We start from the raw sequence: 20538 nt of genomic DNA on the forward strand, positions 1-20538 counted from the left end.
TTCCTGGGCGGTTTTTTTATGGTAGATTTCAAAATAACAGCTGATGGGGTAGTCTCCAAGCAATTTCTTGATTTGAATATTGCGGCTTTTTCGGAAGCATCCATTTTTGTACAAAAATTACCCTACAAAAGAAATCAAAACAAAAATGACAGACTCTGTGTTTTTAAGGACAATGGCGGAACATGCGGCACCAAACACGCTTTGCTGAAAACATTGGCAAACGAAAACGGAGTGAAAGAATTAAAGCTATTTCTAGGAATTTTTAAAATGAACGCTTTGAACACTCCAAAAATATCCTGGGTTTTGGGGAAATATCATCTTTATGAAATGCCCGAAGCCCACAATTATTTAAAGTATAACAATGAAATCTTAGACTTCACCCGAAAAAACTCAAAACCTGAAGATTTCATTTCAGAATTCATAGAAGAGGTAGAAATTGAACCTGAACAGATTTCTGATTTCAAGGTGAAATACCATCAAATATTCATCGAAAGATATTTGAGCGAAAATCCTCAGATTCCGTTTGATATGTGGCGGTTCTGGGATATCCGGGAAGAATGTATTGAGGCGCTCCAAAAATGAAAAACCCACCAAATAAATCCGGTGGGTTTCTCTATTGTTGTTGTCTGAATTCTTATTTGTAAGAAGCGTCTTTGATTCTCGCTTTTTTACCTCTAAGGTTTCTGAAATAGTAGATTCTCGCTCTTCTCACTTTACCTCTTCTATCCACCACAATTTTCTGCAAAGCAGGCATGTTGATCGGGAAAACTCTCTCTACACCCACATCTCCGCTCATTTTTCTGATGGTGAAAGTTTTGGTAGCACCAGTTCCTCTCAACTGAATCACCACTCCTTTGAAGAACTGGGTTCTAGTTTTCTGGCCTTCTTTAATTTCGTAATACACGGTGATGGTGTCACCGGCTTTGAATTCTGGGAATTCGTTTTTCGTAATGTACTTGTCTTGTACGTACTTTAATAAATCCATTTTTTTATAAAAAATATTGGTCAAGCTAAGCAACATTCACGTCCTTCGTCAGAGGTTGGTTAACGGTCTGCAAAAATAAAACAATTTTTTCTCATGCACAACAACCGGGTAAAATTTTTCTTCCGTAATTGTCATTACGAAGATGAACAGTGAAGAAATCCCAAAAACGAACCGATCTTTTGAATTATCCACTATCATCAGAAAATCACTAAACCACTCCTTAATTCTCCCATACTCCAACCGATCATCGCGTGTCCCTCTCCATCGCTTAGCAAAAGCATGCTGATCTTTCCAGCCGCTCGGGTCGGGCTTTCCACTACAACAGCTCGTTCTACCCCCTAAAATCAGCGCTATTGCGGGGTTTCCATTTCAATCCCTCACGCTCGAAAACTGCATTAAATCAAGATCTTAGCATCAAGTCAAAGATTCCAAAAAAATCATTAAATTTAATAGCGAAAAAATTAAACAAAAAATGATCGATAAGAGAGTAAAAAACGCCGAAGAAGCCATCGCAGATATCAAAGACGGACAAACGCTCATGCTGGGTGGTTTTGGACTTTGCGGTATTCCTGAAAATTGCATCAACGCATTGGTAGCCAAGGAATTGAAGAATCTTACCTGTATTTCCAACAACGCCGGAGTTGACGATTTCGGACTAGGATTATTGTTGAAAAAACATCAGATCAAGAAAATGATCGCTTCCTACGTGGGCGAAAACGCTGAATTCGAAAGGCAGATGCTCACCGGCGAAATGGAAGTGGAACTCACACCGCAGGGAACTTTAGCAGAAAAATGCCGCGCCGCACAAGCCGGAATCCCTGCATTCTACACCCCAACAGGTTACGGAACTGAAGTCGCGGAAGGTAAAGAAGCCAGAGAATTCCATGGTAAAATGCATATATTGGAACATGCTTTTGATGCCGATTTCTCCATCGTAAAAGCATGGAAAGGTGACTACACCGGAAATTTGATCTTCAAAGGAACTGCAAGAAATTTTAACCTTCCAATGGCCGGAGCTGCAAAAATCACCATAGCTGAAGTGGAGGAACTAGTGGAACCAGGCGAACTGGATCCAAACGAAATCCACATTCCAGGAATTATGGTTCAGCGAATTTTCCAGGGTGAAAAATATGAGAAACGAATCGAGCGTGTAACCACAAGAAAAAGAGCAGAATAATGTTAACAAAAGAACAAATCGCGCAGCGAATTTCAAAAGAAGTCAAAGACCGTTACTATGTAAACCTCGGTATCGGAATTCCGACCCTGGTCGCAAACTATATCCCAGAAAACCTCTCAGTAGAGTTTCAAAGTGAAAACGGAATCCTTGGAATGGGGCCATTTCCTTACGAAGGTGAGGAAGATGCCGATCTCATTAATGCCGGAAAACAAACCATTACTTCACTTCCGGGAGCATCTTTTTTCGATTCTGCATTTAGTTTTGGGATGATCAGAAGCCAAAAAGTGGACTTAACTATTTTAGGCGCCATGGAGGTTTCAGAGCACGGCGATATTGCAAGCTGGAAAATTCCGGGAAAAATGGTGAAAGGAATGGGCGGAGCAATGGATTTGGTGGCTTCAGCACAAAACATTATCGTCGCAATGATGCATACCAATAAAGCAGGGGAGAGCAAAGTGTTGAAAAGCTGTACACTACCATTGACAGGGGTGAGATGCGTAAAAAAAATTGTTTCAGATTTGGCAGTCATGGAGGTAACCGAAAACGGACTGAAGCTTTTGGAAAGAGCACCGGGAGTTTCAGTGGAAGAGATCATCAAAGCAACGGAAGCAGAATTAATTATTCAGGGAGAGATTCCTGAAATGCAGCTATAGAAACAATCAAATCAAAATATATCCGATCCTTCTCAATTTTTTTGGGAAGGATTTTTTCTTTTTTCCGAAATTGTCTTAAGATAAAAAATAACCCGAAAGTGGTATTGTATAGTACTGAATCTTATGCGAATTTTGTTTTGTTGTAATAATATGATCACTAAAAATTTAAATTATGAAAAAAGTATTTTTTTTGCTGTCCATTATTTTTATCGTTTCGATGGTGAATGTCAGCTGTTTTGAAGACCTTTTCGGCAGAGATGATGAAGAAGTAAGTGCTCCTACTTCCACACAACTTCCGGGATATAATTTTACCTTTACTTGTCCTGCCGGATCCTCAAACACTGTTCCAATCCCAGCTGGAACCGCAAAATGTCAGAAGGCATATGAGTATTTCGCTAAAGTTTACGGCTGTAATGAGGCTGATTATTTTAATGCAGCTAACTGCAAAATGTGCAATGATTGTGGCATTGCAAATTATTGCACGGTCTGTAAATAGTGGAATTCACGAAATACCAAATCAAAATACAGAGTAATCCTTTCCAATTATTTGGAGAGGATTTTTTTTTTTGAAATTTTCTTGTCAGATCAGATAATTGTTATATCTTTATGATATCAAAATAATATCAATTAAAAAATAGAATCATGGAAAAAATCTTGAAACCAATGTCGGGATATCTCGCTTTAGTAATCTGCTTATTGCTTTTCGTGGCGGGGTTGTATTTCTTTATTAATGGAGTGGATCAAAACGCAACATTCGTTATTTTAGGAATTATATGCTTTGTTGCATTTGCCTTTTTTATAAAAGGTTTGATGATCATTAATCCGAATCACTCCCGAGTTCTTACATTTTTTGGAAAATATGTCGGCTCGGTGAAGGAAAATGGGTTGTTTTTCATCAACCCGTTTTACAGCTCGCTGAAAATTTCGCTGCGATCTGAAAACTTACAGGGGCAGACTTTAAAGGTGAACGACAAGATGGGAAACCCGATTGAAATTGGAGTCGTAATCGTGTGGAAAGTTGGCGATACTTACAAAGCCGCGTTTGATGTGGAGCGCTATATCGATTTCGTGAAAATGCAGAGCGAAGCGGCGGTTCGTCATTTGGCGATGAGTTTCCCTTATGACAATTTGGAAGACGATCACGCACCAATCACCTTAAGGGAAGGCGGTGAAAAAATCAATCAAATCTTGGAGAATGAATTGACAGAACGACTCAATAAAGCGGGAATTGTGATCCAAGAAGCCAGAATATCACATCTTGCATATGCATCTGAAATAGCGGGAGCAATGCTTCAAAGACAGCAAGCAACTGCGATTGTAGCGGCCAGAATCAAAATTGTGGAAGGTGCAGTCGGAATGGTAGATTTGGCTCTGAAAAAATTATCCCAGGAAAACATTGTGGAACTCGATGATGAGAGAAAGGCCGCGATGGTTTCCAACTTGATGGTCGTTCTTTGCGGTGAAAAAGCGGCGCAACCCATTTTGAACACAGGAACTTTGTATAATTAATAAATAATAGGGAAGAAGTGAGAATTCGGTGATCGCAAATTTGGAAATTTTTAATTTATTTTAAAATGTTTGCAGCTCCAAATTAATTTTCAAATCTTCATGCCTAATTAAATAGAACATTTTGGCAAAAAAAAGTTTTGTTTTACGGATTGACGAATCTACTTTCAAACTTTTGGAAAAGTGGGCAAATGATGAATTTCGCTCTGTAAATGGGCAAATCGAGTATCTTTTGCATGAAAACCTTGTAAGCTCCGGAAGAAAAAAGAAAGAAGTTCCAAAACAGGAACCCAAGAAAGAAAAATAATCAACGGCAGGAATCTCCTGCTGTTTTTTGTTATTTTTGATTCATGAAAAAATACAAAATCCAAAAATCACCTTTTGTGGTGCCTACCACAGACGGAAAACTTATCGAGGAAATCTGGGGAAATTCTACCGGAAACTCCAATATTTCCATTGCGCACATGGTTGCGCCAGCAAAATGGAGTGAACCATACCAAACTCCCGAATTTGACGAGTTCACCTATATCATCAAAGGAAAAAAGCAGTTTGAAATCGATGGTGAAATCATCACCCTGGAAAAAGGTCAAAGTATTTTGATCGAAAAAGGTGCGCGAATCCGCTATAGTAATCCGTTTTCAGAGGATTGTGAATACCTGGCGATTTGTATGCCGGCATTTTCCATGGATTTGGTGAATCGGGATGAAAATAAAGATTAGTTCCTTTCCATCAAAGTTATTCCCTTGTTGGCGACTTCGCGTTCAGTACGTTCAATTTTCTAATCATATTGCGGAATAGGCATAAACTTAATGCTCGAAATTTTTCGGATATACTGTGGTTATTTTTTCAGACAGATGGCAGTTTCGGTATCACCGTCCATTGAGAGGCAGATACAGAATTTGACCCCTAAAATGCTAGTTGCAAAATTTTTGTCCATTCCGTCAAAATTCCAGTCCCAGATTTCTCAAATCAGATTTCAAATTTCCGTTTTCGGTGACGTGCACGGTGGTAAAGCCAAGCGTTTTTGCCACCTCTATATTCTTGGCATTGTCGTCGATGAACACAGATTCTTCTGCTTTCAAATCATATCTTTTCATCAATACTGCCCAAATTTTTGGATCAGGTTTAATGAGTTTTTCAGCTCCTGAAACTACAATTTTGCCATTAAAAATCTTAAAGAAATCATAGTTTTCCAAAGCATAGGGAAAAGTTTCGGCTGACCAATTGGTTAATCCAAAAAGTTCATATCTGGAATTTTGCAGCATGCGCAGAACTTCTACATTTTTGGGCAGATCACTTCTTAGCATGGTAGTCCAGTTGTCATAGTAAGCACGTATTTCCCTTTCCCATTCAGGGAATTCCGCCACCAGAATTTCAGTTCCTTCCGCCAAACTTCTTCCGCGGTCCTGTTCGGCGTTCCATTCATCTGTTGCGATATTATTCAGGAAATATTCCATTTTTTCATCATCAGAAAAATAATCCCGGAAAAAATAGCGTGGATTCCAATCCATCACTACACCACCAAAATCGAAAATCACGTTCTTTATCGCTGGTTCTTTGATCATATCTTAAAATTTATGGCACATAAAATTCATATTGATTATCCGAAAATCTGGCAAAAATATGTTGCAAACCATTACTGAGAATAATTTCTTCAGCCCCGATCATGGAATTGTATCTGGCAGTTTGCTCGAAGGTTTTTTCGGTAAGTCTAATTTGTGGCGCTTTACATTCCACCAAAATCTTCGGCTGGGTTTTTTCGGTGATTAGCAAGTCGATTCTTTTCGTGGTTCCATGCAGCACAATTTTTTTTTCGAGGATTAAAGAAGAGAGATTTTTCCCTTTTTTCAAATGAAAATAGTGTATCCAATGTTGCCGAACCCATTCTTCGGGAGTGAGGTGCAGCCACGATTTTCGGACCAAGTCATAAATAAAAAACTTATCTTTGTCTGTCTTGATTTTAAAGTCAAAAGTATCCTCAAAGTTAAGTTTCGCGAGCTGCATGTATGAAAGAATTAGATTTAATCCTCAAAAATATTAAAAATAAAGAGTTATTGCCGATTTATTTTTTCCACGGCGAAGAACCTTTTTTTATGGATGTGGCGGTAAAGTCTTTTGAAAACGATGTTTTGACTGAAGATGAAAAGGCATTCAACCAAACCGTGGTGTATGGAAAAGACACCACATACTCCGAAGTGCTGTCTCTGGCGCGGCAATTTCCGATGATGGGCGATAAACAAGTGATTGTCCTCAAGGAAGCACAGGAAATCAAGCTCACAGAAAAAGAAGCCGAAGCTTTGAAAATCTATGCAGAAAATCCCGTAGATTCAACTATTTTGGTGATCGCGCATAAGTATAAAAAAGTTGATTCCAGAAAGGCTTTCGCGAAAATTTTGTCTAAGGAAAAAATGCTTTTCCTGAGTGATAAAATGAAGGATTATGAAGTTCCAAAATGGATCGATAGCGAAATCAAAAATCTTGGCTTAAAATCAAAACCCAGTATTCCGACTTTGCTTTCAGAATATCTCGGAACGGATTTATCCCGAATTTCCAACGAACTGAACAAACTGAAAATGATTCTGAAAGACAGTGAAATTCTGGATGAAAAAGTGATTGAAGCGCATATCGGCATCAGCAAAGATTTCAATGTGTTTGAATTAATCAAGGCTTTGGGAAAAAAAGATGAAGCGGCTGCATTCAAAATTGCGTATTATATTGGAAAAACCCCCAAGCAAAATCCATTTGTAATGATGATCGGAAATCTTTACAACTTCTTTTCAAACCTGGTTGTTTTCCACACCATGATCGGTCAAAATCCCCAGGTTGTGGCATCAACGCTTGGAATAAATCCCTATTTTATCAAAGATTATACTGAAGCGGCAAGAAATTATAATCTGAAACACGCTACCCGGATTATCTCCATCTTAAGGGAAATCGATTTGAAAAATAAAGGATTAGGCGCGATCAACATGGACGAAAGCGAGCTATTGAAAGAACTGACCTATAAAATTTTGAACGTAGATAAAATTAAGGTAAAGCTGTAAATCTATATTTTCTTCGGATCATAAAAGAAAATCAGTTTCTTCTTCGCCTTTTCAAAATCAGACCATGAATCGGTATCCACCTGGAAACCAGCGACTCCGCAAGTTGGAAACATGAAAATATCATCTGACATCATGTTGGCAAAGTTTGAAATCCCGTTGTTGTGGGAAAACATCGCCACCGAGTCCAAATGATCATCCAGCCCGTAAATTACGGATTCAAAATTGTGTTCAGACGGATTATAGAGTTTTTGCTCTTGAATGATTTCAATATTAAAGATTTGGTTGAAGATTTTGCAGGTATTTAATGCGCGCACTGCAGGACTCGACACAAATTTCTGGATTTCGATATTATTTTCTTTCATGAATCTGGACATCTTCACCGCGTCTTCCCAACCTTTTTCAGCAAGTGGTCTGTCAAAATCTTCTGTATCTTCGGGCCAGTCGCTTTTTGCATGGCGCACCAAAATAAGTGTCTTCATCCGTTTTTAAATTTGAAAAAATAAAATTAAATAAAAAAAGGAGAAGTTGGGTCCTTCTCCCTTTAATTAAGAAAATATTAAGATTAATTGAAATTAATGATCACTTTCATCGCTTTCTCTCTTGCCGCATTTCCGAAAACATCATAAGCCTTCATCATATCTGCAAAATCAAATCGGTGAGAAACCAGTTTTTCAGGTTTCAATTTTTTGCTTTCCACATTTTTCAGGAGCATTGGAGTCGTACTGGTGCAAACCAATCCGGTGGTGATCGTCACATTTCGAATCCAAAGCTCCTCGATGTGCAGTTCCACAGGTTTCCCGTGAACTCCTACGTTTGCGAGATGAGCTCCAGGTTTCAAAATTTTCTGGCAAATATCAAATGTTGCTGGAATTCCCACTGCTTCAATGGCTACATCCACACCTTCTGGTCCTGCAATTTTTTTAATATTTTCTACCACATTTCCCTCACTACTGTTGACAAGGTCTGTAGCGCCAAAATCTTTCGAAAGATCAAGTCTTTGCTGGTCAAGATCCACCATGATAATTTTGGCTGGTGCAAAAAACTGAGCAGTCAACAAAGCTGCAAATCCTACAGGACCTGCGCCAATAATGGCCACGGTGTCTCCAGGATTTACTTTTCCGTTCAGAACTCCGATTTCAAATCCGGTAGGCAAAATATCGCTCAGCATTACTGCGCCTTCCTCATCCACGTCGTTTTTTAGATGGTAAAGCGAATTGTCAGCATGTGGAATCCGCACATATTCAGCTTGGGTACCATCAATCAGGTGACCCAAAATCCAGCCGCCATCAGTACAGTGTGCATAGAGTTGTTTCTTGCAATTATCGCATTTTCCGCAGGAGGTCACGCAGGAAATAAGTACTTTGTCACCTTTCTTAAAATTGCTCACTGCGCTTCCAATTTCTTCCACGATTCCCACGCCTTCGTGTCCCAGAATTCTTCCGGGAGTCACAGCGGGTACATCTCCTTTCAGGATGTGCAGATCTGTTCCGCAAATGGTTGATTTCACCATTTTCACAATCGCATCGGTCGGTTGTGTGATCTCCGGCATCTGACATTCTGCCAATTCTTTTTGTCCGGGTCCTTTAAATACTAATGCTTTCATCTCCATCGATTTTTTAAATTATACAAATTTTGCTTCATTAAAGTTAGTAAAACTCCATTCGATATGGCTGATTTGCAGATTGATAAATATCATCATTTTCAAAATTTTGTGAGCGAAGACAAATATTTGTAAATTTGCATGCTATGGGAAAAATAATGGCGGTTGATTATGGGAAGAAGCGGTGCGGAATTGCGGTTACCGATGATTTGCAGATCATCGCAAGTGGATTAGAAACCGTTTCCACGGATGTCATTTTTGATTTTTTGAAAAAATATTTTTCTGAAAATCAGGTGGATTCCGTCGTAATTGGACTTCCTGTAGATTTAAAGGGAAATTTGTCTGAGGTGGAAACCGACATTCAAAAATTCATTTTGACATTCAAAATCGAATTTCCGGAGGTGATGGTGCACCGTCTCGATGAACGATTTACTTCAAAGATGGCATCATTCTTTATCTCACAAAGCGGAAAGAGTAAAAAGAAAAGGGAAGATAAGGCATTAATCGACAAAGTGAGTGCTACCATTATCTTGCAGAATTTTTTAGAGCAAAAACAAAAATGATATTACCAATTAGAGCTTTTGGCGATTCCGTATTGAGGAAACACTGCCACGAAATCGATAAAGATTACCCGCAATTGCAGGAACTGATTTCAAATATGTTTGAAACCATGGGTTCTGCAAACGGAATCGGTTTGGCCGCTCCGCAAATCGGTTTGGACATTCGATTGTTTATCGCGGATTTGTCACCACTTGCCGAGGACGAAGACTATGCGGAACTTGCCGATGAGTTCAAGAAATTTAAGAAAGTCTTCATCAACGCCAAAATTTTGGAGGAAACCGGTGAAGAATGGAAGTTCAATGAAGGTTGTCTCTCTATTCCCGATGTTCGCGAAGACGTGAAACGAAAAGAAACCGTGAAGATTGAATATTTCGACGAGAACTTCGTGAAACATACCGATACTTTTTCAGATATGAGAGCCAGAGTCATCCAACATGAATATGACCATATCGAGGGAATTCTCTTTACCGACCATTTAAGTTCACTGAAGAAGAAATTGGTCAAAGGAAAATTGTCCAAAATTTCGCATGGCGACATTTCGGTGAACTATAAAATGCGATTTCCAAAATAATCAGCAAAACAAAAACAAATAATATCAAACAAAAAATAGAAAAATGCAGTTAGAAAAAATAATTTCAATTTCCGGGAAACCAGGACTTTTCAAATTAGTTTCACAGTTGAAAAACGGATTTATCATCGAAGACGTTTTGACCAAAAAGAAGGGGAGTATCTCTAATTCCTCACAGGTGAGTTTGCTGGACAATATCGCGATGTTCACTTTTGATAAGGAGGTTCCTTTGTTTGACGTTTTTGAGAATGTGGCAAAAAAATCGGAATACAAAGAAACGATTTCGCATAAATCTTCAGATGCGGAATTAAGAACTTTTATGCTCGAAGTATTGCCGGATTATGATACGGAGCGGGTTTATGTTTCGGATATCAAAAAATTGGCTCAGTGGTACAATATATTGCACAAAGCGGGTTACATCACGCCGGAAAGTTTTGTAAAGGCTGAAGAACCGGTGTCTGAAGAAGCTGAAACGGCAACTGAAGAGAAAGCCGAAAAGAAAACTTCCGCGAAAAAATCCGCAGCAAAAGCAGACAAACCGGCAGCTCCAAAAGTGAAAGCATCCACTTCCTCTGCGAAATCTGCGCCAAAAAGCACGCATAGAAAACAAGGATAGGATTTTTTTGCGTTAAAAATTAAATTTAAAATTGCACAACTTTGCCAAAGTTCCGAACTTTGGCAAAGTTTTTTTACGCATGAACACCAAAGCCCAAAAACTTGAAGCCTTTTCCCAACTTTTAGACATTATGGATGAACTCCGGGAGAAATGTCCGTGGGATCAGAAACAGACTTTCGAAACCCTTCGGCATTTGACTTTAGAGGAAGTTTATGAACTTTCAGACGCTCTGCTCTCGGAGGACTTGCCGGAAATCAAAAAAGAACTCGGGGATGTTTTGCTGCATTTGGTTTTCTATGCCAAAATCGGTTCTGAAAAAGGGAGTTTCGATATTGCTGATGTCATCAGTTCCTTGAACGAAAAGCTGATTTTCCGGCATCCGCATATTTACGGGGATGTAGAAGTTCAGGATGAGGAAGAAGTAAAACAAAATTGGGAAAAACTGAAGCTGAAAGAAGGCAATAAATCGGTTTTGTCAGGAGTTTCCAAGGGAACGCCGAGTATGGTTAAAGCCTTCAGAATACAGGAAAAAGTCAAAGGAATCGGGTTTGAATTTCACAATGCTGAAGACGCTTGGAAAAAAGTTGATGAAGAACTCGCAGAATTTCACCGGGAAACAGATTGGGAAAAAAAGGAGACGGAGTTGGGTGACGTTTTCTTTTCGTTAGTCAATTATGCCCGTATTTTAGGGATAAATCCCGATACCGCCTTGGAGAAAACCAACAATAAATTCATTTCCCGTTTTCAAAAAATGGAAAAATTGGCATCGGAACGAAATTTAAACCTTTCCGAAATGCCTTTAGAGGAAATGGATTTGCTATGGGAAGAAGCAAAGAAAATGGACAAGTAAAAAAACTTTAGAATTGGGATTTGCTTATCCTTTTTAGATGACTGCATTTCGCGGAGTCGCATGAAATTTTTAAATACAACTTGAAAAAAGCATTTTATCACCGGTTAAATCGCCACCTGGAATCTTTCCTGGAAATCCGGAAAACGGAGAGATTATGGCATTTCCCTTTCCTTGCGGGGATCTGTGTGGGATTATGTCTTTTCGCAGGTTGGTATTTTGACCAACCGGTTTATGGGAATATTTCAAGTCTCGGAGCGCTTACTATTCTTTATTTTACCCATTCTTCATTAGAAAAAAGGATTATTCACCTCATCGTTGCAGCGTTTGGAATGACCTTCGCGTTTATGATTGGGCTGGTTTTCAGCTTTAACCCGTGGATTAGTGCGCTTTCATTGGCGTTCATCACTTTTCTCGCACATTTGGTCACATCCTGGTTTGATATTCCGCCGCCCCGAAATTTCTTTTTTATCATGGTGGCCGCAGTGGCTACAAATATTAAATTCAACATGGAAATGCTTCCATTTCGGGTTGGTGTTTTCGCGATGGGAGCGATGCTTTCAGTACTGCTGGCTTTTTTCTATTCGGTTTTCATCGCCAAAAAAGTGGTGGACCTGCCAAAACGAAGAGTTTCCAGAAAGAGGCGATATACGAAGACAGTTGAGAGCAGCATTTTAGCAATCACTTTATTCATCGCAATTCTAGTGGGTTACTCAGTGGATGCAAGCAGTCCTTACTGGATTCCTGTTTCTGCATTGGCGGTTTTGCAGGGAAAGGATCTCACTCATACCTCGCAACGAAATCTGCACCGTATTTTGGGAACATTCCTGGGAATTGGACTTACCTGGATCATCCTTGCCGCTGAACCAAATGCGCTGGCTCTGGTTTTCATCATTGGATCTTTGCAATTTATCATTGAACTTTTGGTGGTGCGGAATTACCTTTTGGCAGCCATCTTTATCACTCCGATGACGATTCTCTTGGTGGAATCCGCCGGAGGAAACCATTTTGACATGAATGTGGTCATGAATGCACGTTTGATAGATACTGTAATTGGCAGCTTGATCGGATCATTTGCAGGTTGGATTCTTCATCACAACGGGATTATTTCGAATCTGGAGAAAAAATTCCGGAGTACCGAAATCACTTTCCGCAGAAAATAAAAAGCACCTCTTTCGAAGTGCTTCCTCTCGTATTGTTGGAATCCATGATGAATGGGAACAATATCATTCAAAATAGGTATGGTACTTTGCCATCGAATTGTCTAAAACAGCGATGGTTTGTTCCGCTTCTTCTTTGTTGGCGGCATTTTTGAGTTGGTTGATGAATTGAAGATGATCATTTAACCAAACATGTAGAACATCGTGTGATTTTCCGGTCATGGTGCAACTTTGCACGAGTTTGTCGTTTGCAGAAGCCAGATTTGCGGCAAGCTTTTGGTAGTCACCTTTCGCATGGTCATAATTTTTTAAGAGTTTTTCCTGTTCGTTAATGAAAGGCAGCATTTCTGCATTGGTTTTCCACTTTTTACCGTTGTCTAATTCCAAGGTTGCTCCTTCTGTGGAATGTTCAGCAGTTGTGGCGTGTTCATCGGAAGTTGCGTGATGGTCGTGGTTTTCTGCCACCTGTTCAGTTGTCGTGGTGTTTTCCACATTTTCGGCCTGTTCATTTTTTTTCTCACAAGAAGCCACGATAGCGACTGCCATGATCGCTGGAATAAATAGTCTTTTCATTTTTTAAAGATTTTATTAAAAGTTAAAATTAAGGTTAAAGTAAGTAAAGTTCTGAATCCTAATGCATAAATGGTTTTCTGCTCATACAGCCCATTTGCATCGATTCGCTGCCACAATCCTAAGCATGCCAAAATGAGAAGAAGCAAGGCCACAGCAAGGGGTTTCATGACCCAATTTTTTTTGGTGGCAATTGCATAAGCGGAAAACAAATAAAGTAATCCGCAAATAAAATTGATCTGAACCACTATTGGTACATAATTTCCCTCTTTCGCTCTCATTCCGAACAGGTCGAAAATTACGGAACCACCAACGATGACAGTCATCAAACCAAAAATCATCAATACGGAAAGGTAGATTTTTCTGCTCATGATACACGCTTTAATCGGCTCATTGCAAGTTAGTTAAATTATAATTTAAAAACAATTTAAAGTGTTTTTCTTCGGATTTTTTGTATGACGTTTCAGAGATTCTCGAAGTTACTGCATCCATAAAAAAAATCCCTACGACCGATTAGCGGAAAGTGGGGTGGAAATTTGCGAAAATCCAAATTTCGATGCTCTTAACCATCAATTTGTTTTCCTATACCTCAAAACGGCCCAGATTATCGCTACAACACCCATTAAAATAATCACTAAAAAATGTCGATATAAGTCAGAGAAGCCACTGTTTTTCAAGATGATGAGGCGTATTGCATCTGCACCATAGGTTACCGGATTTACATGCGCAATGTATTTTGCCCAATTGGTCATGCTTTCTATCGGCGTGAAAAGTCCACTCATCAGAATGAAAATCATCATAAAGAAGAATACCACAAACATAGCTTGTTGCTGTGTTTCGCTATAGACGGAGACCAAAAGTCCCAATCCTAAAAGGGTGATGAGATATATCGACACGAAAAGGTAGAGTAGAATCAACGAACCCTGCATTTCGATGCCGTAAACAAAAATTGTTACCAGAAGTCCGATCGTGAATGCCACCATTGCCAAGATCCAGAACGGGATGAGTTTTCCGAGGATAAAATCACGTTTTTTGATTGGTGAAACGTTGATTTGTTCGATGGTGCCAATTTCTTTTTCCTGAACGATGTTTAAGGCCGCTAAATAGCCGCCAATCAGCGTTACAAGAAATGCAAGAATTCCCGGAACGAGCGACAAACGGTAATTGTAATGTTCATTGAACCAGAATATTGGTATGATTTCCAGTCCTGAATTTTTCTTGGCGAATTCCATTTCTGGCTTGTTCATGACCTGTATCTGCTGATTGAAATCCTGCAGTATCTGCGCAAGATAGCTTCCGGAAAGTCCTGCTTTTGTGCCGTTTATCGCATTAATTGCCAAAAGGATTTTTTCATTTTTTTCACGAACTAAATTTTTCTCGAAATTATTTGGGATCTCCAGGATGAGGTCCGCTTTTTCACGTTCTATTTCGCTATAGGCACTCGGATAATTTTCGCCATAATAAGTGATCTTGAAATAACCGGAAGCAGTCACTTTTCTTAAGAGTTCACGGGAATAGGTGGATTTGTCGTGATCCACCACAGCTATTTTTACATCCTTGATTTCATAACTTGCCGCCAATGGCAATACGATCAGTTGAACCACCGGCATCACGAAAATTATGGCCAATATCGCCTTATTCCTAAAAATCTGTAGGAATTCTTTTCGGATCAATATGGATAAAGTTCTGAACATGATTCGTTTTATTTTTAATTTCTGAATGCTTTCAACTCAAAGGATTCCTGGTCTTCTTGCAAACAGGCTTTTTGGTCCCGGAAATTTTTTGAATTCTTTTCTTCCATCATTCAAGTCGTATCTTAAATTTTTTTACGGCAATCATGAATAATAAACCCGTCATTGCCGATAAAATGGCGGTGTGCTTCCAAATAACCTCGATGCCGGTACCTTTGATCATAATGTTTTTAACGATTTCATAGTACCATTTTGAAGGCAACACATTGGCAATGACTTGCAACGGAACCGGCATGTTTTCAATCGGAAACATAAATCCGCTCAACATCACCGTTGGAAGCATGGTCCCGACAAGCGAAATCAGCATGGCATTCTGCTGGGAATCTGTCAGAATCGAAATCAGAATTCCTATCAATAAATTTGTGATAATAAATAAAACGCTCAGTGAAAAAAGCAGGAGCAGACTCCCGTGAATAGGCAGTTCGAGAAGTGTGACACTTACCAGAACTATGGATGCCAAAATCAGCACCGACATCAGAAAATACGGAATCGTTTTTCCCAGGATGATTACCCAGGGTTTCATGGGTGATACCAGCAAAACTTCCATGGTTCCGGTTTCTTTTTCGCGAACGATGGCGATGGCGGTCATTAAAACGCAAATAATCAGGAGGATTAGTGCCATTACTCCGGGAACAAAATTCGGTGCGCCTTTCAATTGCGGATTGTAGAGCATCCGGATTTCGGGCTGAACTCCTGAAGCTGATGATATGATGTTTTGTCCGTAATAATCCAGAATAATATTGTTCATAAAATTAAGGATTTGGTTTGCATGGTTGATGTCTGTTCCGTCCGTAATCAGCTGCATTTGAGTTTTACTCCCCGCTACAAGGTTTTCTGAAAATTTGTTGGGAATGACCAGAATCATCTTTATTTTTCCTGTTCTGAAGGCGTCTTCTGCTTCATTAATGGATTTCAGATCCTTCTCCACATCAAAGTATTGATTTGAATTGATTTGGGAAATCAGAGCAATGGAGTTTTGTGTTTTGTCCAGATCCAAAATTCCGATCCCTGTATTTTTTACCTCGGTGCTCAATGCGTAACCAAATAGCAAAACCTGCACAATCGGCATTCCGAAAAGGATGAGTAAAGTCCTTCTGTCACGCAAAATGTGATAGAATTCTTTTTGCACAAAGGTGAATAACTGTTTCATATCTTGCTAATGAGCACCCTGTCTTTAAAATGGGAAAGAGTTTTGGCAAATCATTTATTTTTTCTTCATCTGTTTTTATAAAAGTCTTCCTTTAGGGCTTTAGGCGCTTATTCGTTCCGTTTCGCACCTCTCGCCAAATGGTAAAACACCTCATCCATATGATCACTGTCAAACTGTTTTTTAAGGTTCGAAGGCGTGTTGAGTGCCGCAATTTTTCCGTCTACCATGATGGAAACACGGTCGCAATATTCTGCTTCATCCATGTAATGGGTGGTGATGAAGACGGTGATTCCATTTTCTGCTGCGTCATAAATCATGCTCCAGAACTGACGTCTCGTCACGGGATCCACGCCACCAGTTGGTTCGTCCAGAAAAACAATTTCCGGGTTATGGAAAATCGCCACCGAAAAGGCCAGTTTCTGTTTCCAGCCGAGTGGAAGTTCGGAAACCAGTTTGTTCTTTTCATTTTCCATCCTGAGTTCTTGGATGAGTTCATCCCTTTTTTCTCTTAGCGTTTTTCTGTCGACTCCGTAGATTCCCCCAAAGAAATCCAGATTTTCTTTCACGGTCAGATTTCCATAAAGCGAAAATTTCTGGCTCATATATCCAATGTTTTTCTTGATGGATTCGGTTTCTTTGTACACGTCAAATCCTGCCACAGTAGCGGTTCCGGAAGTTGGAACTGAAAGTCCGCAGAACATCCTCATCGCAGTGGTTTTTCCGGCACCGTTCGCTCCCAGAAATCCAAAAATTTCCCCTTTTTTTACTTCGAAACTGATGTGGTCCACCGCGGTAAAGTCTCCAAAAGTTTTGGTAATATTTTCGGCTTTTATGGCAATCCCCCTTTCTCCCAAAGGGGGAATTGTGTTTAATGCGTGAATGTTTTTCTCATTAGTCATTTCTTGCTCCTATTTTTGCCCATAAATTTCTTTATTTCTTCTAGAAAGTTTTAGGGAACTTCTGATTTTAACGGCATAATAATCTTATAAAACAATCTTCTATGGTTGCATTGATCGGATTGATTTCAATATTTTCAAGGCCTTTTTCCTTTAAAAACTCTTCAATGTTTTTTGGATTAAAGCCGCCATTATTATCGCTGGTCAGATGTACAAATTCACCGAAAGCATAGACGTTCTTCTTGAGTTCAAAGTTTTCTAAAACCTTCAAGACCTCGGAAGTTCTTCCTGCCTTCACTTCAAAAAGTAAATCAGGGAAAGAGTTGCTCATGTTTTCCGGGGTTTCAATCTGCAGTATTTTTCCGTTTTGGATCAAGGCAATCCGGTCACACAATGCGGCTTCGTCCATGTATGGAGTTGCTACTACCATGGTGATTCCTAGATTTTTTAGGCGTTTTAGCATTTCCCAAAATTCTTTTCTGGAAACGGGATCAACCCCTGTAGTGGGTTCATCCAAAAAAAGGACTTTCGGTTGGTGAATCAGGGCACAACTCAATGCCAGTTTCTGTTTCATTCCGCCTGAAAGTTTGCCTGCTTTTCGGTCTTTGAACGGTTCAATCTGGATGTAAATATCTTTAATCAATTCATAATTTTCCGCTACAGTCGTATTGAAAACACTGGCGAAAAATTGCAGATTTTCTTCCACTGACAAATCCTGATACAGGGAGAATCTTCCCGGCATATATCCCAGAATTTTTCTGATTTCCTTATAATCTTTCACCATATCAAAACCTTCGATGGTTGCCGAACCTTGATCTGGCAGTAAAACCGTTGTCAACATGCGAAAAATAGAAGTTTTTCCAGCACCATCGGGACCGATCAATCCGAAGATTTCGCCCTTTTTCACACTGAAGCTCACATCATCTACTGCAAGAATTTTTTCTGCTTTCTTGCCGTAAGATTTGCTGAGGTTATTGACGATGATTGATTTCATCTTTATTTTTTCTTATTGCTGCAATTATTCCCTTCAGGTCCTTAACGCATTTGGAAAATTTCCTTATAGAAGTCGTCGCCGTCTGAACTATTCTTGATAAGATCCTTGCTAATGATCTGTCCGAAATTATCTTCGGATTTTCTAAAACTTCACGTCGCCATACATCCCAATTTTCAGATAACCATCGTTTTTTACATGGATTTTCGCTGCGTAAACAAGGTTGGCCCTTTCATTTTTAGTCTGAATGGTTTTCGGGGTAAACTCGGCTTTGGGACTAATCCAGTAAACGGTTCCGGGAAGTTCCTTGGTTTTCCCGTCTCCGGAATCGATGAGGATTTTCAACTGTTGTCCGGTTTTTATTTTTGCCAATTGGTCACCGGTGATGAAGGTTTTCAAAGTCATCACATCCAGATTTGCGATTTTGAAAATCGGTTTTCCGATGGTTGCAAATTCCCCGGCATTGGAGTATTTCGTTAAAACCATTCCTGAAATCGGACTTTCGATGGCATTGTTTTTCAATTGTTCATCAATTTGTGCCACCCTTTTTTCGGTTGGTTTTCTTTCGCTTAAAACGGCACGGTTTTGAATGGACACATTCTGTTTTGTCGCGTTGATTTGTTGACCCAAAGTCGAAATCTGGGTTTGTGCTGCCACAATCTGTTTTTGGATCACGTCCACTTGCCCATTTGCATCATCGAGTTGTTTTTTTGTGGCTGCATCGGCCTTTACCAGATTTGCTGTTCGGTTTCTTTCTCGTACCGCATTTTGCAGTTGTTCCTGCAAAACGGAAATATTGGCTTTTTGAGAATTGATCTGGGATTGCAAAACCTGGATTTGTGGCATCGCAGAACCCGTCTTTTCCTCAATGGCACCGATGCTCGCTTCAACCCGTTCCTTTTCAAGTTCGACACTTTTCGGGTCGATGATTCCCACTTTTTGCTTGGCGGAAAGCTGCATTCCTTCTTCCAAATTAAGTTCCAGGATGGTTCCGTTGGCTTTCGCGGTGACCATTACTTCATCAGCTTCGAAAGTTCCGGAAGCATCGTAATCGTTTGCTGGATTTTTGCAGGAAAAAATGGCGAGGAGTGAGGAAAGCAGGATTAATTTTTTCATAGCGACGTATTTTTCAATCACAAATTTTGGCTAGTGGCTCTTAATTATTCAGTTGTGCTTTCAGATTATACTGAGTCAGCAAAAACTGGATTTCGTGTAGTATTTTTTGGTTTTTCGCCCGGTCCAGTTCGTTCACTTCACGCAGGTAATCGCTGGTAGTGATCACGCCGTTTTCGAGTTGGGCAAGTGACGCGTTTTTGATGCTTTCGCGGAGCGAAATTAATTCGAGGTCTTTATCGATCAGTTTTTCAATCTTAGCAAGTTCATTGTTATTCTGAATGGTTTGAAACTGTTGATTGAAAAGGAATTTCTCCCGTTGAACTTCAATTTCTTGCATTTGAATGTCGAGTAGTGCCCTTTCATTTTTTTGGGTATAAAATCCAGAAATTGGAATATTCAGGCGAACACCACCGATGTAGAACACGTCAAATTCATTTTTTAGCATATTGAAACCCGGTTTCCCATAACCACCTTGGGCAAAAGCTCCAAGTTTAGGAAGGTTTTTAGAGTTGATGATGGATTTTTGGGTTTCTAAAGCGTTTTTCTGCAGGTCAAACAATTTCAGTTCGGCACGCTTGTTTTGATTTTCGACTAAAATTTTTTCCGGTTTTTGAAGTTTTACATTTTCGTTCAATGGATTATTGATGAATAGCGAAAGCATATCCAGAAAACTTTTTTTGATATTCTGCAATTCAATCTGTTTTTGCTCCAAATTGATCAGTTGCGCCTTTAGAACATCAACATTACTTCGAAGAATTGTGCCGTTTTTTAATTTTGATTCTGCATTTTTCAGGGCATTTTGGATATCGTTTTTAGTAAGTTCTGTCTGTTCGATCTGTTCATCGGTTTGCAAAGCGCCAAAATAGATTTGGTTGATTCTCTCTTCCAGCTGATCGGTTTCGATTTCTGTTTTCTGCATTTCAATTTGGGAATTGATTTCGGCTATTTTCTTTTGTTTGGAAATCATTCCGCCGTCGTAAATCGTTTGTTGCACGTCAGCAAATACTTTGTATTGGTCTTTGCTTACAGGTTCAATCGTCAAATTGGGCAATTTTATGGGAAGTTCGGTTACCTCATTCTGATAAGTTGCCTGTGCAACCATACTGATTTGCGGGAGCCAGCCTTTGTTGGCGTTTTCTATGCTGTATTGCCTGGATTTCGCAATCAAATCGTGACGTTTTATCAAAGGATAATTCTTTTTGGCTAAAGAATACGTTTCTTCTATAGTCAAGGTTTGTCCGCTGATCGCGAAGGAGAGGAAAACGAAGATGTATTTTAAATTTTTCATGATATAATTGCCATGAATGCGGGAGTTTTTACGATAATTTCCTTTTCAGCCGTCTATTT

26 protein-coding genes are annotated in these 20538 nt (G+C 39.5%); 13 read left to right on the forward strand and 13 right to left on the reverse strand.

The window, feature by feature from the left end; genetic code table 11:
* Positions 1–18: 18 nt before the first annotated feature.
* Entirely contained in the window at positions 19–582 is a 564-nt protein-coding gene (locus tag L0951_RS12650) for a hypothetical protein (protein ID WP_234111624.1), read from the forward strand.
* Positions 583–634: 52 nt separating this feature from the next.
* Here L0951_RS12650 and rplS read toward each other — a convergent pair whose 3' ends face one another.
* Positions 635–985 (reverse strand): 50S ribosomal protein L19, encoded by a 351-nt coding sequence (gene rplS, locus L0951_RS12655; RefSeq protein WP_048498292.1) that lies wholly within the window; start codon positions 983–985, stop codon positions 635–637.
* Between the two features lie 472 nt (positions 986–1457).
* Here rplS and L0951_RS12660 point away from each other — a divergent pair, with 472 nt between their 5' ends.
* From L0951_RS12660 to L0951_RS12685, 6 genes are all read left to right on the forward strand, one after another.
* Positions 1458–2162, forward strand: a complete 705-nt coding sequence (locus L0951_RS12660; RefSeq protein WP_234111625.1) for a CoA transferase subunit A — start codon at positions 1458–1460, stop codon at positions 2160–2162.
* Positions 2162–2815, forward strand: coding sequence for a CoA transferase subunit B (locus tag L0951_RS12665; RefSeq protein WP_234111626.1), 654 nt, complete (start codon positions 2162–2164; stop codon positions 2813–2815). The genes L0951_RS12660 and L0951_RS12665 overlap by 1 nt, the downstream gene beginning before the upstream one ends.
* A gap of 172 nt (positions 2816–2987) precedes the next feature.
* Positions 2988–3311 (forward strand): hypothetical protein, encoded by a 324-nt coding sequence (locus tag L0951_RS12670; protein ID WP_234111627.1) that lies wholly within the window; start codon positions 2988–2990, stop codon positions 3309–3311.
* 146 nt (positions 3312–3457) lie between these two features.
* On the forward strand, positions 3458–4324 hold the full coding sequence (locus tag L0951_RS12675) for an SPFH domain-containing protein (RefSeq protein ID WP_234111628.1): 867 nt from the start codon (positions 3458–3460) through the stop codon (positions 4322–4324).
* Positions 4325–4442: 118 nt separating this feature from the next.
* Positions 4443–4628 carry an Arc family DNA binding domain-containing protein gene (locus L0951_RS12680; protein ID WP_234111674.1) on the forward strand — a complete coding sequence of 62 codons (186 nt, stop codon included), beginning with the start codon at positions 4443–4445 and terminating at the stop codon, positions 4626–4628.
* Between the two features lie 43 nt (positions 4629–4671).
* Entirely contained in the window at positions 4672–5040 is a 369-nt protein-coding gene (locus tag L0951_RS12685; protein ID WP_234111629.1) for a cupin domain-containing protein, read from the forward strand.
* A gap of 222 nt (positions 5041–5262) precedes the next feature.
* Here L0951_RS12685 and L0951_RS12690 read toward each other — a convergent pair whose 3' ends face one another.
* Together L0951_RS12690 and L0951_RS12695 are read right to left on the reverse strand one after the other, a co-directional pair.
* Positions 5263–5886: an HAD family hydrolase gene (locus L0951_RS12690; RefSeq protein ID WP_234111630.1), complete on the reverse strand. Its 624-nt coding sequence runs from the start codon at positions 5884–5886 to the stop codon at positions 5263–5265.
* Between the two features lie 10 nt (positions 5887–5896).
* Positions 5897–6325 carry a type I restriction enzyme HsdR N-terminal domain-containing protein gene (locus L0951_RS12695; RefSeq protein ID WP_234111631.1) on the reverse strand — a complete coding sequence of 143 codons (429 nt, stop codon included), beginning with the start codon at positions 6323–6325 and terminating at the stop codon, positions 5897–5899.
* Positions 6326–6327: 2 nt separating this feature from the next.
* On the opposite strand from L0951_RS12695, the gene holA reads away from it, so the two are divergent.
* The gene (holA, locus tag L0951_RS12700; protein WP_234111632.1) at positions 6328–7365 is read left to right on the forward strand and encodes a DNA polymerase III subunit delta; all 1038 of its coding nucleotides are present in this window, start codon (positions 6328–6330) and stop codon (positions 7363–7365) included.
* Positions 7366–7367: 2 nt separating this feature from the next.
* On the opposite strand, the gene L0951_RS12705 is transcribed toward holA, so the two are convergent.
* Together L0951_RS12705 and L0951_RS12710 are read right to left on the reverse strand one after the other, a co-directional pair.
* A complete protein-coding gene (locus L0951_RS12705) occupies positions 7368–7844 on the reverse strand; it encodes a SixA phosphatase family protein (protein ID WP_234111633.1) in 477 nt (158 codons plus the stop codon).
* Positions 7845–7927: 83 nt separating this feature from the next.
* The gene (locus tag L0951_RS12710; RefSeq protein WP_234111634.1) at positions 7928–8968 is read right to left on the reverse strand and encodes a zinc-dependent alcohol dehydrogenase family protein; all 1041 of its coding nucleotides are present in this window, start codon (positions 8966–8968) and stop codon (positions 7928–7930) included.
* A 143-nt stretch (positions 8969–9111) separates the two neighbouring features.
* Between L0951_RS12710 and ruvX the strand changes: the two genes are divergently transcribed.
* The 5 genes from ruvX (at position 9112) to L0951_RS12735 (ending at position 12720) form a co-directional block, all read left to right on the forward strand.
* Positions 9112–9528: a Holliday junction resolvase RuvX gene (gene ruvX, locus L0951_RS12715; RefSeq protein WP_234111635.1), complete on the forward strand. Its 417-nt coding sequence runs from the start codon at positions 9112–9114 to the stop codon at positions 9526–9528.
* Entirely contained in the window at positions 9525–10097 is a 573-nt protein-coding gene (gene def / locus L0951_RS12720; protein ID WP_234111636.1) for a peptide deformylase, read from the forward strand. Before ruvX ends, def begins: the two co-directional genes overlap by 4 nt.
* Positions 10098–10140: 43 nt before the next feature.
* Positions 10141–10710, forward strand: coding sequence for a DUF5606 domain-containing protein (locus tag L0951_RS12725; protein WP_234111637.1), 570 nt, complete (start codon positions 10141–10143; stop codon positions 10708–10710).
* 79 nt (positions 10711–10789) lie between these two features.
* Positions 10790–11560, forward strand: coding sequence for a nucleoside triphosphate pyrophosphohydrolase (gene mazG / locus L0951_RS12730; protein ID WP_234111638.1), 771 nt, complete (start codon positions 10790–10792; stop codon positions 11558–11560).
* 80 nt (positions 11561–11640) lie between these two features.
* Positions 11641–12720 carry an FUSC family protein gene (locus tag L0951_RS12735; RefSeq protein WP_234111639.1) on the forward strand — a complete coding sequence of 360 codons (1080 nt, stop codon included), beginning with the start codon at positions 11641–11643 and terminating at the stop codon, positions 12718–12720.
* Between the two features lie 63 nt (positions 12721–12783).
* Here L0951_RS12735 and L0951_RS12740 read toward each other — a convergent pair whose 3' ends face one another.
* The 8 genes from L0951_RS12740 to L0951_RS12775 form a co-directional block, all read right to left on the reverse strand.
* Positions 12784–13290, reverse strand: coding sequence for a hypothetical protein (locus L0951_RS12740; RefSeq protein ID WP_234111640.1), 507 nt, complete (start codon positions 13288–13290; stop codon positions 12784–12786).
* Complete coding sequence (locus L0951_RS12745; RefSeq protein ID WP_234111641.1) at positions 13287–13658, reverse strand: hypothetical protein; 372 nt, start codon at positions 13656–13658, stop codon at positions 13287–13289. The genes L0951_RS12740 and L0951_RS12745 overlap by 4 nt, the downstream gene beginning before the upstream one ends.
* Positions 13659–13856: 198 nt before the next feature.
* A complete protein-coding gene (locus L0951_RS12750) occupies positions 13857–14981 on the reverse strand; it encodes an ABC transporter permease (RefSeq protein WP_234111642.1) in 1125 nt (374 codons plus the stop codon).
* A 106-nt stretch (positions 14982–15087) separates the two neighbouring features.
* Positions 15088–16188, reverse strand: coding sequence for an ABC transporter permease (locus tag L0951_RS12755; protein ID WP_234111643.1), 1101 nt, complete (start codon positions 16186–16188; stop codon positions 15088–15090).
* A gap of 107 nt (positions 16189–16295) precedes the next feature.
* Entirely contained in the window at positions 16296–17087 is a 792-nt protein-coding gene (locus L0951_RS12760; protein WP_234111644.1) for an ABC transporter ATP-binding protein, read from the reverse strand.
* Positions 17088–17154: 67 nt separating this feature from the next.
* Positions 17155–18078, reverse strand: coding sequence for an ABC transporter ATP-binding protein (locus L0951_RS12765; RefSeq protein WP_234111645.1), 924 nt, complete (start codon positions 18076–18078; stop codon positions 17155–17157).
* A 141-nt stretch (positions 18079–18219) separates the two neighbouring features.
* Positions 18220–19191, reverse strand: coding sequence for an HlyD family secretion protein (locus L0951_RS12770; protein WP_234111646.1), 972 nt, complete (start codon positions 19189–19191; stop codon positions 18220–18222).
* Between the two features lie 40 nt (positions 19192–19231).
* Positions 19232–20479, reverse strand: a complete 1248-nt coding sequence (locus L0951_RS12775) for a TolC family protein (protein WP_234111647.1) — start codon at positions 20477–20479, stop codon at positions 19232–19234.
* Positions 20480–20538: the final 59 nt, after the last annotated feature.

Origin of the sequence: Chryseobacterium sp. R2A-55 (genome assembly GCF_021401085.1) — a bacterium.
Lineage (GTDB): Bacteria > Bacteroidota > Bacteroidia > Flavobacteriales > Weeksellaceae > Kaistella.